Source organism: Butyrivibrio sp. ob235 (assembly GCF_900109475.1).
Lineage (GTDB): Bacteria > Bacillota > Clostridia > Lachnospirales > Lachnospiraceae > Butyrivibrio.
Window position 1 is genome coordinate 1 of sequence record NZ_FOBE01000049.1, and the last position, 13,810, is coordinate 13,810.

12 protein-coding genes and 3 tRNA genes are annotated in these 13,810 nt (G+C 45.6%); 2 read left to right on the plus strand and 13 right to left on the minus strand.

Features of this window, described 5'->3' with window-relative positions:
• Positions 1 to 598: transposase (locus BMW61_RS20435; RefSeq protein ID WP_175475320.1), on the minus strand; the 598-nt coding region annotated here is incomplete at its 3' end.
• A gap of 171 nt (positions 599 to 769) precedes the next feature.
• Between BMW61_RS20435 and BMW61_RS20440 the strand changes: the two genes are divergently transcribed.
• Positions 770 to 1,531, plus strand: a complete 762-nt coding sequence (locus BMW61_RS20440) for an adaptor protein MecA (RefSeq protein WP_091825721.1) — start codon at positions 770 to 772, stop codon at positions 1,529 to 1,531.
• Positions 1,532 to 1,676: 145 nt separating this feature from the next.
• On the opposite strand, the gene nifJ is transcribed toward BMW61_RS20440, so the two are convergent.
• Positions 1,677 to 5,204: a pyruvate:ferredoxin (flavodoxin) oxidoreductase gene (nifJ, locus tag BMW61_RS20445; protein WP_091825724.1), complete on the minus strand. Its 3,528-nt coding sequence runs from the start codon at positions 5,202 to 5,204 to the stop codon at positions 1,677 to 1,679.
• Positions 5,205 to 5,582: 378 nt separating this feature from the next.
• On the opposite strand from nifJ, the gene BMW61_RS20450 reads away from it, so the two are divergent.
• Positions 5,583 to 5,753, plus strand: a complete 171-nt coding sequence (locus tag BMW61_RS20450) for a DUF362 domain-containing protein (protein WP_022760404.1) — start codon at positions 5,583 to 5,585, stop codon at positions 5,751 to 5,753.
• A gap of 216 nt (positions 5,754 to 5,969) precedes the next feature.
• Here the strand turns inward: BMW61_RS20450 and dnaB are convergent, their stop codons facing one another.
• The 11 genes from dnaB to BMW61_RS20505 all read right to left on the minus strand — a co-directional run bounded on the left by dnaB (position 5,970) and on the right by BMW61_RS20505 (position 13,694).
• The gene (dnaB, locus tag BMW61_RS20455; RefSeq protein ID WP_091825726.1) at positions 5,970 to 7,328 is read right to left on the minus strand and encodes a replicative DNA helicase; all 1,359 of its coding nucleotides are present in this window, start codon (positions 7,326 to 7,328) and stop codon (positions 5,970 to 5,972) included.
• A 1-nt stretch (position 7,329) separates the two neighbouring features.
• The gene (gene rplI / locus BMW61_RS20460) at positions 7,330 to 7,776 is read right to left on the minus strand and encodes a 50S ribosomal protein L9 (RefSeq protein ID WP_026498362.1); all 447 of its coding nucleotides are present in this window, start codon (positions 7,774 to 7,776) and stop codon (positions 7,330 to 7,332) included.
• A gap of 132 nt (positions 7,777 to 7,908) precedes the next feature.
• The gene (locus BMW61_RS20465) at positions 7,909 to 9,960 is read right to left on the minus strand and encodes a DHH family phosphoesterase (RefSeq protein WP_091825733.1); all 2,052 of its coding nucleotides are present in this window, start codon (positions 9,958 to 9,960) and stop codon (positions 7,909 to 7,911) included.
• 234 nt (positions 9,961 to 10,194) lie between these two features.
• Complete coding sequence (rpsR, locus tag BMW61_RS20470) at positions 10,195 to 10,458, minus strand: 30S ribosomal protein S18 (RefSeq protein WP_022763528.1); 264 nt, start codon at positions 10,456 to 10,458, stop codon at positions 10,195 to 10,197.
• Between the two features lie 79 nt (positions 10,459 to 10,537).
• Complete coding sequence (locus BMW61_RS20475) at positions 10,538 to 11,005, minus strand: single-stranded DNA-binding protein (protein WP_091825729.1); 468 nt, start codon at positions 11,003 to 11,005, stop codon at positions 10,538 to 10,540.
• Between the two features lie 22 nt (positions 11,006 to 11,027).
• On the minus strand, positions 11,028 to 11,318 hold the full coding sequence (rpsF, locus tag BMW61_RS20480) for a 30S ribosomal protein S6 (protein WP_022763530.1): 291 nt from the start codon (positions 11,316 to 11,318) through the stop codon (positions 11,028 to 11,030).
• A 278-nt stretch (positions 11,319 to 11,596) separates the two neighbouring features.
• Positions 11,597 to 12,313 carry an NAD-dependent protein deacylase gene (locus BMW61_RS20485; protein ID WP_091825731.1) on the minus strand — a complete coding sequence of 239 codons (717 nt, stop codon included), beginning with the start codon at positions 12,311 to 12,313 and terminating at the stop codon, positions 11,597 to 11,599.
• Positions 12,314 to 12,382: 69 nt separating this feature from the next.
• Complete coding sequence (locus BMW61_RS20490) at positions 12,383 to 13,285, minus strand: S1 RNA-binding domain-containing protein (RefSeq protein WP_026498367.1); 903 nt, start codon at positions 13,283 to 13,285, stop codon at positions 12,383 to 12,385.
• 146 nt (positions 13,286 to 13,431) lie between these two features.
• Positions 13,432 to 13,502, minus strand: a tRNA-Cys gene (locus tag BMW61_RS20495).
• Positions 13,503 to 13,505: 3 nt separating this feature from the next.
• A tRNA-Glu gene (locus tag BMW61_RS20500) sits at positions 13,506 to 13,577 on the minus strand.
• Between the two features lie 44 nt (positions 13,578 to 13,621).
• Positions 13,622 to 13,694, minus strand: a tRNA-Asn gene (locus tag BMW61_RS20505).
• Positions 13,695 to 13,810: the final 116 nt, after the last annotated feature.

A 13,810-nucleotide genomic window follows, 5' to 3' on the forward strand; every position in this document is an offset into this window, starting at 1 on the left:
TGGCAGAAGCATGAGAAGGCATTGCTCCATAGGCTGACTTATAGGGATCATAGGATTTATCAAAGCCCATTGCTTTGGCATATGCCTTAAGTTGTTTGATTATCTTGTTTGCATACTTAGGATTATTTTCAGCAACAAAAGCTTCAATACCAGAGGAATCAAAAATGCTCATGTTAGCTTTGTCAGTGTTAATGGCCTGACAGATAGGTTCGGTAATATCAACGAGCTTATCAAAAACAAGCTGTAAGTCATCCAGAAAATCTTGCTTAAAGCGGGTTATTTTAGAAGCATCAGGAACTTTGGTAAAACCACAGAATTCACGAAGCGGCTTCGAGTATGCAAGAAAGACCAGTAGAAGCTGATCTGTGGGGATAGTAAAAATGCGTTGGATAATTAAAGCCCAGAGCATAGCTTTTAATGGGTATTTACGGGATCTTCCCGTTGATGCATAGAAATGCTTTATAAAAGAAAGCGGAATAATTTCATCAAGGTCGATATGGTTTTCTAATAGAGACAAAAACGCAGGCTTGTCATTTTCAAATTTATCTTGGCAATCTGCATAGATATCAGCCAAAGAAAGCTGTTTATATGGTATCATATATATCAGAATAACTCCTTTCTTGGTATTGGTCAGTGGTTTCTTGTCAATTCTATTGTACCATATCCGGTGAGGGGTTATTCATTTTTTATAGAGCAAAAACGCCGTATTTATGCGGCTTTCGGCGTTTTGCAAACGCCTAATAACAACCTTTTTTATGGAGGGCATCGCATGAAAATCGAGCGAGTTAATGATTGCCAAATCCGATGCACACTTACTAAGGAAGATCTTGCAAGCAGACAGCTGAAAATCAGCGAACTTGCATACGGAACCGAGAAGGCGAAGGATCTGTTTCGCGACATGATGCAGCAGGCCAATTACCAGTTTGGCTTCGACGCGGAGGACATTCCGCTTATGATCGAAGCAGTTCCGATCAATTCCGAATGCATCATTTTAATAATAACAAAAGTTGAAGATCCCGAGGAACTGGACACCAGATTTGCCAATTTCTCACCTTCAATACAAAGTGAAGTCTCAGGTACAGATAACGAAGCTGCTGAGGAAGAGGACGTCATGGATCTGTTCCAGCGTCTGAAAAATGAATCAACTTCCGATTCAGATGAGATAGACTGCGTTCTGAACACCGTAAAGAAGGAAGCTCCGCAGAGACCTTCTTCCAATGCCGGTAAAGCTGCAGTCGATCCGTTCTTCCTGTTCTCTTTTGCAACAATGCATGATGTGATGAAGTTCGCACAGCTGAACAGAACCAGTGCTTCTGTTCGCAACACCTTGTACAAGAGCGACAGCAACGGAAGACTCTACCTACTGATTCACCCGGGTAACGAATCCGCTTCAGTTTTGCAGAAGCTCTGCTCGATCCTGTCCGAGTACGGCAGATCCGAGTCAGCAAGTTCTATCAGTGAACAGTATCTGGATGAGCATTATCAGGTGATTATTAAGGATAATGCAATTCAGAAATTATCAGAAATTTAATAAGATTTATAAGGAAACTTCCCCTGACTGGGGAAGTTTTTTATTTATGCCTTCCCCCTGTGGGGCGCTCGAAGAATGAGGCTTATAAAAAGGCTCCGGACAAATGTCCGGAGCCCTCATTTTTTAGGACTTACGTCTCTATTTCTTATTTAGAATAAAGTGTAACCAACTTATTCAGATACTCAAGACGCTCCTGTGCGTTCTCCTTTGACTTAGCATAGAGCTTCTGTGCTCTCTCAGGATTCTTAAGCTTAAGTGAAAGATATCTAACCTCACCGTCAAGGAAGTCCTGATACTCCTCTGTAGGAGCCTTGCTGTCAAGAGTGAACTTCTGCTCAGCAGCAGGATTGAATCTGAACATATGCCAGTAACCTGTTGCTACTGCCTTCTTCTCTTCGTCCATAACCTTGTTCATACCGGACTTGAGACCCTGGTTGATACAAGGAGCATAAGCGATGATGAGTGAAGGTCCCGGATATGCCTCTGCCTCAGCGATTGCCTTAAGTGTCTGGTTCATATCAGCACCCATAGCGATCTGAGCAACATATACATAACCATAGCTCATTGCGATAGAAGCGAGATCCTTCTGCTTGATCTCCTTACCGCCTGCAGCGAACTGTGCAACAGCACCTGTAGGTGTAGCCTTAGAAGACTGTCCGCCTGTATTTGAGTAAACCTCAGTGTTAACAACAAGAACGTTTACATCCTTACCGGAAGCAAGTACGTGATCGAGACCACCGAATCCGATATCGAATGCCCATCCGTCACCACCGAAGATCCACTGTGACTTCTTAGCTGCGAAGTCCTTATTCTTAAGAACATACTTAGCAGCATCTGAGCTGTCGCCTGAAAGTGCAGCTACGAGCTCTTCTGTAGCAGCTGTGTTTGTAGCGCCGTTTGAGAATGTGTCGAGCCACTTCTGAGCTGCGTCCTTAGCGGAACCGCTGCCAGCTGCGATCTCTTCTACCTTCTCCTTGATAGCGTCACGGAGTGCGTTCTGTGCAAGAACCATACCGAAACCAAACTCAGCGTTATCCTCGAACAGGGAGTTATCCCATGCAGGACCCTGGCCCTTTTCGTTTACTGTGTAAGGTGTTGAAGGTGAGGAGTTACCCCAGATTGATGTACATCCTGTAGCGTTAGCAACGTACATTCTGTCACCAAAGAGCTGAGTAACAAGCTTAACATAAGGTGTCTCACCACAACCTGCGCAAGCGCCTGAGAACTCAAGGAGAGGCTGCTTGAACTGTGAACCTCTGATTGTTGTCTCTTTAAGCTTCTCAACAACTTCTGTCTTAACAGGAGTCTTAACAGCATAATCGAAGTACTTCTGCTCATCCTTATTATCAGCGATAGCGCCCATCTTAAGAGTCTCGCCTGCCTTGTTACCTACGCAGACATTAGCACATGAGCCGCATCCTGTACAATCGAGTGCAGAGATAACAACTGAGAACTTGTATCCGGGAACTCCGTTGAGATCCTTTGTCTGAAGTCCTTCAGGAGCCTTAGCAACTTCGTCGTCTGTAAGAGCAACTGTTCTGATTGCAGCGTGAGGACAAACGAGTGAGCAGAATCCACACTCTACGCACTTTGTAGCATCCCACTTCGGAACGTTAACTGCAATACCTCTCTTCTCGAATGCAGCAGAACCACTAGGTGTGGAACCATCAACATAAGGAAGGAGATCGGAAACCTTAAGAGTGTTACCTTCCTGAGAGTTAACCTTAGCCTGAATGTTGTTAACGAAATCAACAACGTCCTTACGATCGCCCTTAGCCTCTGTGAACTCAAGACCTTCGTCCTTAGCGTCCTTCCAGCTCTCAGGGATCTCAACCTTGATAAGGTTCTTCGGATCTGCACCGGCATCGATAGCATCCCAGTTCTTCTTAACGACATCTTCACCCTTACGGCCGTATGTCTTCTGAGCAGCATCCTTCATGAACTTGATAGCCTGATCTTCAGGAATGATCTTTGTGATATTGAAAAATGCAGACTGAAGGATTGTGTTAATTCTTGTAGGACCCATACCTACTTCTACACCGATCTTGGAACCGTTCATGATATAGAAGTTGATCTTGTGGTCATACATGAACTTCTTAACCTGGCCGGGAATCTCAGTCTCAAGCTGATCTACTGTCCAAGGGCAGTTAAGAAGGAATGATCCACCGTCAACAAGCTCCTGAGCCATGTTGAACTTGCGGATGTATGAAGGATTGTGGCAAGCTACGAAGTCTGCCTTCTTGATGAGGTAAGTTGACTTGATAGGAGTCTTACCAAATCTAAGGTGAGACATTGTAACACCACCTGACTTCTTAGAGTCATAATCGAAGTATGCCTGAGCATACATGTCTGTGTTGTCACCGATGATCTTGATGGAGTTCTTGTTAGCACCAACAGTACCGTCAGCACCAAGTCCCCAGAACTTACAGTTGGTTGTTCCCTCGGGAGTTGTAACAAGGGGCTCACCAGCATCAAGTGAAAGATGTGTAACATCATCGTTGATACCGATTGTGAACTGCTCTTTGACTGTGTTGTTGAATACAGCAACGATCTGCTCAGGAGTTGTATCCTTGGAACCAAGACCGTAACGTCCGCACATAACCGGAACAGACTCGAACTTAGTGCCCTTAAGAGCAGCGATAACATCAAGAGCAAGAGGCTCACGGTAAGAACCGGGCTCCTTAGTTCTGTCAAGAACTGCAATTCTCTTAACGCTTGCAGGGATAGCGCTGGCAAGTGCCTTAGCATCGAAAGGACGATAAAGTCTAACCTTAACTACGCCGACCTTCTGACCCTTCTTAGCAAGGTAGTCGATTGTCTCCTCGATTGTATCGTTTACAGAACCCATAGCGATGATGATTGTCTCAGCATCTGCAGCTCCGTAGTAGTTGAAGAGCTTGTAATCTGTGCCAAGCTTAGCATTAACCTTGTCCATGTACTTCTGAACAATTGCAGGAAGCTCGTCGTAACCTGTGTTGCAAGCCTCTCTAGCCTGGAAGAAGATATCAGGGTTCTGAGCTGAACCCATCTGACGAGGGTGATTCGGGTTAAGGGCGTTAGCCTTGAACTCGTCAATAGCCTCATGATTAACCATCTCATCGAGATCCTTGTAATCCCAAACCTCGATCTTCTGGATTTCGTGTGATGTACGGAAACCATCAAAGAAATTAATGAAAGGAAGTTTTCCTTCGATTGCAGACATGTAAGATACAGGTGTAAGATCCATAACCTCCTGTACGCTTGAGCTACAAAGCATTGCAGCACCTGTCTGACGGCATGCATAAACATCAGAATGATCACCGAAAATGTTCAGAGCGTGTGAAGCTACACAACGAGCTGATACATTGAACACGCCGGGGAGTCTCTCACCTGCTACCTTGTAGATATCAGGGATCATAAGAAGAAGTCCCTGTGATGCAGTGTAAGTAGATGTAAGTGCACCTGCTACAAGAGATCCGTGTACAGCACCTGCTGCACCTGCCTCTGACTGCATCTCTGTGATCTGTACTGTACGGCCGAAGATGTTCTTCTTACCGGCAGTTGCCCACTCATCAACATGCTCAGGCATAACTGATGAAGGAGTGATCGGGTACATGGCAGCAACTTCGGTAAACGCATATGAAGCATATGCAGCAGCCTCGTTACCGTCCATGGTTTTCATGTTTCTTGCCATTTCTATTCCTCCTACCTTTAATAAGATTAATATGGATTTTCAGGATAGGCATGTTAAGCTTTTACACACCTATGCCGTAAAATCGCTAATGTACGCACTACGCGCAATTTAAATTCTAACATTGTGAAATCCCAAAGTCAACGGAAATAAGCCATTTCTCGGCACATCCCCTGATAATTTTTCTAAACAAAATAACGAAAATCTAAAAATAATAAATCTTTTATAAACTATTATTTTATAGATAAAAGTTATCGTTAAATTGCTTGCGTAAAACAGACAATTATATTATCATATCCTTTGTAGTAGGTAATATTGATTGGAAGTGGCTTTCCGATCGCCAAGATATTACAAACTTTTTTCAGGAAGGAGATTTTTGATATGGCATACGTTATTAGTGATTCTTGCATCAGCTGCGGATCATGCGCAGGTCAGTGCCCTGTTTCTGCTATTTCTCAGGGAGACTCACAGTTCAACATCGATCCTGATACATGCATCGATTGCGGTTCTTGCGCAGCTCAGTGCCCTGTTTCAGCTATCTCTCAGGGCTAATAGCAAATTTAGAAAAAGGAAACTCCGAAGCGATTGCTTCGGAGTTTTTTATTTGCCCCTCATCCGGTCCTTCGGACCACCTTCCCCCCAAGGGGAAGACAGAAAGTAAAAAGCCTTCCCTCCAAGGTTATAGTTCTTCCCGTGGGGAAGGCAGAAAGTAAAAAGCCTTCCCCCACTGGGGGAAGGTGGCTGCGTAGCAGCCGGATGAGGGGTCTCTTATTCAACGTTACTTCTTCTCGACGGCTCGAGGTTCGCGAACTTGGTGAATTCAGGAAGCCATGCCAGCTCAACCGTACCGATCGGGCCGTTTCTTTGCTTGGCAATGATAATTTCTGAGACACCCTTGCGCTCGGTATCCTTATTGTAGTAATCATCACGATAGATGAACATAACCATATCCGCATCCTGCTCGATCGCACCGGACTCACGAAGGTCGGACATCATCGGCCTGTGGTCGGGTCTCTGCTCAACCGCACGGGAAAGCTGTGACAGCGCAACAACAGGCACGTTCAGCTCACGGGCGAGAGCCTTGAGCGCTCTTGAAATCTCGGATACCTCCTGCTGTCTCGACTCGGAGGAACGCTTACCGCTGCCGCTCATCAGCTGCAGATAGTCGATCATAATAATATGGAGGTTGTGCTCCATCTTGTATTTTCTGCACTTCGACTGGAGCTCCTGGATGGAGATACCGGGCGTATCATCGATGATAAGATGCGACCTGCCGATGAGGTCCGCACTCTCAATCAAGTTTTCCCAGTCCATATCCGTCATGTTACCTGTCCTTATGTGCTGCGAATCAACATGTGATTCCATGGACATCAGACGGTTAACCAGCTGCTCCTTCGACATTTCCAGAGAGAAAACCGCAACGGTTTTATCCTGATGAAAAGCCATATACTGAGCAATATTCAAAACAAACGCAGTCTTACCCATTGAAGGACGGGCTGCGATCAGAATCAGATCAGAAGGCTGGAAGCCCGCGGTTTTATAATCAAGATCCGTAAAACCTGTTGCAAGACCTGTAACCGTGCCCTGCATCTTACTTGCCATCTCAATCTTGTTGAGGGCATTCATAACGATCTCGCTGATCGGAACGAACTCGCCACTGTTTTTAAGCTGCGTAATGCGGAAAATCTCCTTCTCCACATCTGTCATGAGATCCGGCAGATCCTTATTCTCGCTGTAACACTCATTTATGATATCGCCGCAGGAATGAATGAGCTCGCGGAGCTTGCTCTTTTCATTAACGATCTCCGCATAGAACTTCACATTCGCGGAAGTCGGCACGGAGCTCGCCATCCCCAGAATATAATTCATATCGTAGACCTGCGGAGGTGCATTCTTTTCCTTCAGATGATTCTGCAGCGTCACCCCGTCGACCGGAGTGCCCACCTGATGCAGCTCGACCATCGCCTCGAAGAGCATCCCCAGCTGCCTGTTGTAAAAATCATCCGCTGTGATTATCTCCGACGCGATCTGAATCGCATCCTTATCAATTAGCATGGCGCCGACCACCGACTGCTCAGCCTCGAGGCTGTTCGGCATCGTACGCTGAATTACATTTTCTTCGGGCATATCAAGCCTCCGTAACAGAAACTCTGAGTGTTGCGGTGACCTGAGGATGAAGCTTTACAGGAACCTCAGTGGTACCGAAGTTTCTGATGGGCTCTGAAAGCTGAATCTTTTTCTTATCGATATCAAAACCGCACTGCTTCTTTGCCTCTGTAGCAATTTCCTTCGAAGAAACAGAACCGAAAACTCTTCCGCCCTCGCCTGCCTTCATTGTGAGATGCACGGTCGCTTTCTCGATCTCCTTCGCATACTCCTGCATCTTCTCAAGAAGAGCCTGCGCATCCCTGGCATCCTTCGCCTTATGATTTTTCAAGTTTGTGAGATTGGCCTTTGTAGCCTCAACTCCAAGCTTTTTAGGTAAAATAAAATTCGAAGCGTAACCGTCGCTCACCTTAACGACATCGCCTTTTTTTCCAAGTGACTTAACATCTTCAAGTAAAATTACTTCCATAACATCCTCCATATATTTTATGCCTTCCCCTCATCCGTCAGCTTCGCTGACACCTTCTCCCCTAGGAGAAGGCGAGGGTTGTTGTGCCTTCCCCCTACGGGGGAAGGTGGCGCGTAGCGCCGGATGAGGGGCCTACATCAATTCCCCGGCCTCGATCATAATATCGATCTGCCCCTTAATTTTTCCGATCGCCTCGTCGATTCCAATGCCCTCAAACTGGCATCCCGCGGAACTGATATGTCCGCCGCCGCCGAGCTTCTCCATAATAATCTGAACATTAACCTCGTCAATCGACCTCGCACTCACATAAATCTGATTCTGATACTGCGTGAATGTAAAGCTCGCCTTAACACCCTTGATATTCAGAAGCTCGTTTGCCGCCTGAGCCGCAACGATAGTGGGACTTTGAACCTCATCCGCGCTGCAGACTGAAATCGCATAGGCACCGCGGTAGATCTCAGCCTGACCGACAGCATCCGCTTTTGCCTTATACTCCGTCGCATCCTCTCTAAAGAGCTTACGAACTCTCGTCACATCCGCGCCGTTTCTTCTAAGGAAAGCTGCCGCCTCAAAAGTTCTGACACCGGCCTTGTTCATGAAATTATTCGTATCCACAACAATTCCCGAGTACATACTGTCAGCCTCTTCCGGCCTTATCTTAACAGTCTCGTCTATGTACTGCAGAACCTCGGAAACCATCTCACACGCACTGGACGCATAGGGCTCAACATAGGAAAGCGTCGCATTTTCCACCACCTCGGCGCCCTGCCTGTGGTGATCGAGCACCACAATCGTCTTACAGAACTTCAGGAGCTCCGGACACTCAGTAATACTCGGCCTGTTGACATCCACAACCACCAGAACCACGTTGTTACCCGCGATATCAATCGCCTGCTGATTACTGATGATCATATCCGACTCGTACTCCGGATTATCTTTGAAAAGATCGACCAAAGGCTTCATCGAATTGGTAACATCATTCAAAACTATATGGCACCTTCTGTCGAGCGTCTTAGCAATTCTGTAAATGCCGACCGAAGCACCGAAACTGTCAACGTCACCGAGCCTGTGACCCATAACGATAACAGTATCTTTCCCATTAATAATCTCCTTAAGGGCGTGCGCCTTAACTCTCGCCTTAACCCTCGTAGATTTCTCGACTTTCTGGCTCTTACCACCGAAATACATGATCTCGTCCGGAGTTTTCACAACCGCCTGATCACCGCCTCGACCCAGCGCCACATCAATCGCATTCCTTGCAAACTCGTAGTTCTGCGCATAGGACAGACCGTCAATTCCGACACCGATACTAAGCGTAACCGCCATCTCATTACCGATATTAACAGTCTTAACATCCTCAAGAATATCGAAGCGCACTTCCTTCAGATACTGCGCCGACTTCTTCGGCATTACCACGAAATACTTATCCTTCTCAATTTTCTTCGCAATACCATCACAGGTCGCGATATACTTGTTGATCTTTCTATCGATAAGCGCCGTCAGGAGCGACCTTCTGACCTCCTCGACACTCTCAAGAGCCTCATCATAGTTATCAATGTAAATCAGCCCCGCTGCCAGACTCTGGGAATCAACCTCATTTATAGCCAGTTTTAACGCAGTCTCATCAAACAGATAAACCGCAACCAGATAGCCCTCGTAGCCGTCCGACTCGATGATATCGCTGTTTGCCGCCATCTCATCAAGCGAGATCTTCTTCATCTTCAGCGTGAAATAATTGCCATCGTACTCAACATCCTGATGCGTCTCTTCATCGCCCGTCGGGAACTTCTCAGGAGTTATCCCCGGGAAAAGCACCGAAATAGACTTATGAAAACCCTTCTCCTGATGCAGCGCCCTCTCAAAGGCAGCATTGGTCCACACCACCTTCCCGGTATCATCCAAAAGCGCATGCGGAAGATCCAGCTCGCGAAGGAGCTTTTTCTGAATCTGCCCATACTCCGTGGCGAAACTCACCAGCTCGTTCATTATTATTGGCTTATTATAAAAATCGAGATAAATTACAGCCATCAGATACAGCGCCGCGAACGCAGCAACTATAAGCCCTGCCCTTAAATCCACGGTAAACACCGCAATCGTAACAAACGCTAACAGAATCCCCAGATATATGAAAATTCTAAGAAAAGTCTTGAGCTTTCCCTTTAACCTTATCCTAGTCTTCGGCATAACCGCTTTCTCCATCCCCTTGAAGTTTTGAACATCCTCCCGGCAAATGAGCCCGCTTATATATCATATAATTTTAGCAAAAAAAGCATAAATAAACAACGAAGTTCTAACGCCTCTTTGACCGCTGCAGCCAAGTGATAGCCTTTCTCAACACTAAAAAAGACACTTTTTAGAATTTCTTCTAAAAAGTGTCTCATATAAGCAATTAACTTTTATACAAAGCTATTGTGGCAATTACTCTGCCTCGTAAGGCATAAGTGCAAGATGTCTTGCGCGCTTGATAGCAGATGTAAGCTCTCTCTGGTGCTTAGCGCAGTTGCCTGTGATACGTCTGGGAAGGATCTTTCCGCTCTCGGAAACAAACTTCTTCAGCTTTGCTGTATCTTTGTAATCAATAACATTGTCTTTTCCACAGAAAACGCAAACTTTCTTTCTTCTGTGCATACCACCTTTTCTTCTTACAGGAGAATCGGTTCTATCAGACTTATTGAAAGCCATTGTGGTACCTCCTTATCGAATTTCAGTTGACATCGCCTGATCATCACTTATGTGAACAATCACGGCAGATACTAATCAATTAATTGAACGGAAGTTCCTCATCAATTCCATCCGGAATATTCATGAAACCATCACCTGGATTAGAGCTACTGCTAGGAGCAGCATCAAATGAAGGTGCTGGCTGTGAACCTCCTGAGAATCCACTATTGCCGCCCTGAGCGTTCTTGCTCTCAGCAAATTCCTGATCCTCGACTACAACTTCTGTAGTGTATACTTTCTGGCCATCCTTATTGGTATAACTACCTGTCTGGATGCGACCTGTTACGGCCATCTTGGTTCCCTTTTTCAGATACTTCTCAGCGAACTCACCAGCCTTGCCAAATGCTACGCAGTTGATAAAATCTGCTGTCTGACCATCCTGGTTGTTTCTGCTAAATCTTCTGTCTACTGCAAGTGTGTATCTTGCAATTGCAAGAGAACTCTCCCCCTGAGAATATCTCACCTCAGGATCTCTTGTTAAACGTCCCATAAGTATAACTTTATTCATATTTTTTCTCGTCCTTTTCTATTTAGGCCTCGTCCTGCTTAACAAGCAAATAACGAATGACGCCATCGACGATGCGGACACGCTTCTCGATATCAGCGGGAGCTGTAGGCTCTGCGTCGAAATGAATGAAATAATAGAAGCCTTCATTCATCTTGTCGATCTCGTAAGCAAGTTTCTTCTTGCCCCACTCATCAACATTTGTGATCTGTCCGCCGAATCTCTCGATCAAAGCCTTGCACTTGTCAACAGCTGCTGCTCTGGCATCATCTTCGATCTTTGCGTTAACGATAACGGCTAACTCATATTTTGTCATGCTTTCTTACCTCCTTTTGGTCTCTGGCTACCGTTTTCAGTACGGTAACAAGGAAATTATCACAGAGATATACTCTAGCACAAAAAATGAATTAGCGCAAGCAAAAATAAGTATATTTATGATAGTCAGAATTTCAAATGAATTGACTGAATATTTCCCTCATCGGAGCCCCTCATCCGTCAGCTTCGCTGACACCTTCCCCCGGAGGGGGAAGGCTTTTTGGGTGCTTTCCACCTAGGAGAAGGCTTTTTAGATGCTTTCCCCCTAGGGGAAGGCGATTAGAGTTGTCCGAAAACTTCGCCGATGGGAGCCTGGATTACGAGGTCGGCCTGGGAGTCGCGGGCGGTGGCCTGTTTGTTGATTAGAACAAGCTTGTGGCCGCGGTAGTAGTCGATTAGGCCGGCGGCGGGATATACAACAAGTGAGGTTCCGCCGATGATAAGTACGTCTGCATTGGCGATGTAGTTTACGGCTTTGCTCATTACGTCCATATCGAGTCCTTCTTCATAGAGGACTACGTCGGGTTTGATTCGGCCGCCGCAATCGCAGTAAGGAACACCTTCGCACTCTGCCATGAAGTCAAAGTCATAGAATTTTCCGCACTTTTCACAATAATTTCTGTGAACGCTGCCATGGAGTTCCAAGACTTCCTTGCTTCCGGCAGCCTGATGAAGGCCGTCGATGTTCTGGGTGATAACTGCCTTGAGCTTACCCTGTTTCTCCCACTCTGCGAGCTTTAAATGGGCCTTATTGGGCTCGATTCCCTTCACAAGGAGTTTATCCTTATAGAACCTGAAAAACTCCTCAGGAAGGCGCATATAAAAGCTATGGCTGAGCATCTGTTCCGGAGGGTACTTGTAATGCTGGTGATACAAACCGTCTTCGCTTCTAAAATCCGGAACACCACTCTCCGTTGAAACACCGGCGCCGCCAAAGAAAACTATATTGTCACTGCCGTCAATTAATTCCTTTAACTCTCTGATCTTATCATCCATAGTAATCGCCTCACTTTGTCTATTTTCGTAATCCAATTACAGAATATAAATCATGTTTCTAAAGAAATATTAGAATCCAGCCTTCTTAAGCAAATCTGCGAGAGAAGTTGTTGCCTCGCCTTCGCTTTCAAATTCAATCTTTTCCTCGGTAATCTCGGTTGCTGCCACATCCTGCAAAGCCTTCATACTAAGACTGAGCTTACCGTCCTTTATAGCTGTAACCTTGACCTTAACCTTATCTCCGACCTTAAGAACTGCGCTGGGATGAGCAATTCTCTGATTGGATATCTGAGAGATATGCACAAGGCCTGAAAGTCCGTTTCCAAGATTGATGAAAGCACCGTAGTCCTGAAGGCTTTCAACCGTACCCTCTGTTACAAGACCAACCTGAACGTTGGATACCTTCTGAGCTCTCTCCTCGTCAGCTTTCTCCCTGAGGATCTCTCTTGCAGAAAGCACGAGCTTCTTATCCTTCTCATCAGCTGTGATCACTCTCACATCCAGCTTCTTACCTACAAAATCCTTAAGTGCGTCCTCTTCGATGTAATTAAGTGAAAGCTTGGAAGCAGGTATAAATGCTCTGATACCCTCAAGGTAGCAAACAACACCGCTCTTAACAGCTTCGCTTATGGTAACAGTAACATTTTCCTTGCTCTCCAGAAGTGCCTTAAGCTTATCCCACGCAAGAACCTGGGTTGCTTCCTTCTTGGATAAAAGAATGTTGCCATTTCCATCATCAGTAGCAATAACTGTAGCCTCAATCTCATCGCCTACAGCAATATCAGTTCTGATATTGAATTTAGGGTCGTCACTGAGGTCCTCAGCCTTAATAACACCCTGTGTATAATACTTAATATCAAGGAGTACATATGTATCTTCCACACCGATTACGGTTCCGGTAAGAATATCTCCCTCTTTGATCTGTCTAAAAGATCTGTCAATCTCGTCTTTGAAATCTTCCATTGATTCCATTGTAAAAATTCCTCCCTCTTTCTTCACTAATTGGCAAATATATGCCTTTTTCCATCTGAAATAGATTATAACACCGCGGATATCCCAAGAGCAAAATAAAAAAAGCCTTAAACGTTGCAAATACAACATTTAAGACTTGCTTATAAAGGTGACTGACGGATTTGAACCGACGATCAGGGAGTTGCAGTCCCACGCCTTACCACTTGGCTAAGTCACCATATGACTCCGACGAGGCTCGAACTCGTGTTACCGCCGTGAAAGGGCGATGTCTTAACCACTTGACCACGGAGCCGTGTTCCTGTATTACAGGTTATTTCGGATTTCTCCGCTTTTTAGCTCCCCAAGTAGGACTCGAACCTACGACACTTCGGTTAACAGCCGAATGCTCTACCGACTGAGCTATTGAGGATTATCTGCCATCTGTATATGGCTTTTCCGTACCTTCAAAACCGAACACTGAATACTCATCTTAAATCCATTTCTCTCTGTTCTATATCCTTTTTGGACAAGCCCTCGACCTATTAG